The following is a 2,512-nucleotide window of genomic DNA, read 5'->3' as shown; positions in this document are numbered from 1 at the left end:
GGTGCGCGGCGCGCGGGTGCGGGCGTGGCCGGGGCTGCCGACGTCCGTGCCGGGGGTCACGTGGGTGGTCGTGGTCGTGCTGATCGTGGCGAACCTGAGCCCGCTGTGGCGCGGCCAGTTCGTCGAGGCGGGGCTGGACCGGCCCGAGAAGCTTCCCGCCTACGAGCTACAGGCCGCCGCCGACCTGGACGCGGCCGGGACGGCCACCCGGGTGCTGGAACTGCCCGGGGCGCCCTTCTCCCACTACCGGTGGGGCACGACCCTCGACCCCGTCCTGCCCGGACTGATCGAACGGCCCTTCCTCTCCCGCGAACTGATCCCGCTCAGCGCCCCCGCGTCCGCCGACCTGCTGCGCGCGCTCGACCGCCGGCTGCAGGAAGGGGTGTTCGAGACCGGTTCGCTGGCCGACATCGCCCGGCTGATGGGCGTCGGCGACGTGCTGCTGCGCAGCAACTTCCAGTACGAACGGTTCCGCACCCCGCGGCCGGTGCCGACCTGGCGGCTGTTCACCGGCCCGGTGCCGGCGGGCCTGGACGCGCCGCGCCGCTTCGGGCCGCCGGTGACCGACACCTCGCGGATCCCCTTCAACGACGAGATCGCCCTGGGCACGCCCCCGGACGCCCCCGCGCCGCCGGCGCTGGCCGCCTTCGGGGTCCGGGACGCCAGGCCGATCGTGCGCACGGCGACGACCGCTGCCCCGCTGCTGGTCAGCGGGAACGGCGAGGGGCTGGTGGACGCCGCGGCCGCCGGGCTGCTGGCCGAGGCGGTGGCCGGGAACCGGGCCATCCTCTACACCGGCTCGCTGGCCGCGGACCCCGCCGGCCTGCGACAGGCCCTGGACGACGGCGCCGACCTGCTGCTCACCGACAGTAACCGGCGGCGGGCGGAACGCTGGAGCTCGGTCCGGGACGGGTACGGCTACGTGGAGGCCCCCGGCGGCGCGCCGCTCACCCCCGACCCGAACGACAACCGGCTGCCGGTCTTCCCGGACGCCACCGAGGCGTCCCAGACCGTCGCCGTGCTGCGGCCTGCCGGCCAGCCCGCGCCGACCGCCTCCACGCGAATCGCCTCGGTGGAGGCGACCGACTACGGCAACACGTTCTCCTACAGCCCGCCGGAACGCCCGGCCGGCGCGGTCGACGGCGACCCGGACACCGCCTGGCGGGTGGGCGCGTTCGCCAACCCGGCCGGGCAGCGCCTGCGCGTCGGCCTGGCCGGCCCGGTGACCACGGACCGGGTGCGGCTGGTCCAGCCGCTCACCGGCGCGCGCAACCGGTGGATCACCCAGGTGACGCTGCGCTTCGACGGCGGCTCGCCAGTGACGGTGCCGCTCACGGACAGCTCCCGGGATCCCGCCGGCCAGGTGCTGTCCTTCCCCGCCCGCAGCTTCACCCGGCTGGACATCACCATCGACGCCACCAACATCGGGGAGCGCGCGAACTACGCCGGCCTGTCCAGCGTGGGGTTCGCCGAGGTCGACATCGTGTCACCGGACGGGAGCGCGCCCCACGTCCAGGAACTGCTGCGGATGCCCACCGACCTGCTCTCCGCGACCGGCGCGGACTCCCTGCGGCACCGTCTGACGTTGCAGGTCACCCGGGACCGCGCGGACCCGGCCGAGCCGTTCAAGTCCGACACCGAGCCGGCCGTCGCCCGCGTGTTCACCCTGCCGGCCGCGCGGGCCTTCACCCTGACCGGCACCGCCCGGGCCTCCGCCTACGCCGACGACCTCGTGCTCGGCGCCTCGGCCGGCCGGCCGGCCGGCGGGGTCACCACCGCGTCCTCCGGCCGGCTGCCCGGCGACCTGGCGGCCGGCAGTGCCAGCGCCTTCGACGGCGACCCGGCCACCGCGTGGAGCCCCGGCTTCGGCATGCAGCAGGGCGCCTGGATCCAGGTCGACTCCCCCCGGCCGGTGGACCTGTCCGAGCTGACGCTGTCCGTGGTCGCCGACGGCAGCCACTCCGTGCCCACCGCCCTGGGGCTGATCGTGGACGGCCGGCGGGTGGACACCCTCACCGTCCCGCCGGTCAGCGACCTCGGGCAGCCCGGCGCGAGCCGGACCGTGACGATGTCCTTCCCGCCCGTGCGGGGCAGCAGTATCCGGCTCGTCGTCGACAGGGTGCGGGTGGCCACCACCATCGACCCGATCAGCGGGACCCAGATCTCCATGCCGGTCGGGCTCGCCGAGGTCGGCCTCGCCGGCCTGCGGGTGCCCCCGCCGCGGGCCGAGCTGCCCGGCACCTGCCGCGACGACCTGATGACGATCGACGGGCGTCCGGCTCCCGTGCGGATCACCGGCTCCAGCGCGGACGCGCTCGGCCGCGCCGGGCTCGCGGTGTCACTGTGCGGTGATCCGATCACCCTGGGCCCCGGCGAGCACGTGCTGCGGACCGTCGAGGGCGCGCGGACCGGCTACGACCTCGACCGGCTGATCCTCACCTCGCAGCCCGTGGGCGCACCGGCGGCACCGGCAACGGCCGGCCCCGCGCCGGCGGGCCCGACCGCCACGGCC

The 2,512-nt window shown here is 76.4% G+C and carries 1 protein-coding gene; it reads left to right on the top strand.

What is annotated here, in order from left to right; genetic code table 11:
- Positions 1–2,512: alpha-(1->3)-arabinofuranosyltransferase domain-containing protein (locus tag NBX02_RS23090; protein WP_445548360.1), on the top strand; the 2,512-nt coding region annotated here is incomplete at both ends.

Origin of the sequence: Protofrankia sp. CiP1_Cm_nod1, from assembly GCF_920888515.1 — a bacterium.
In the GTDB taxonomy this organism is placed as follows: Bacteria; Actinomycetota; Actinomycetes; order Frankiales; family Frankiaceae; genus Protofrankia.
This window is presented reverse-complemented; position numbering and strand designations above follow the sequence as displayed.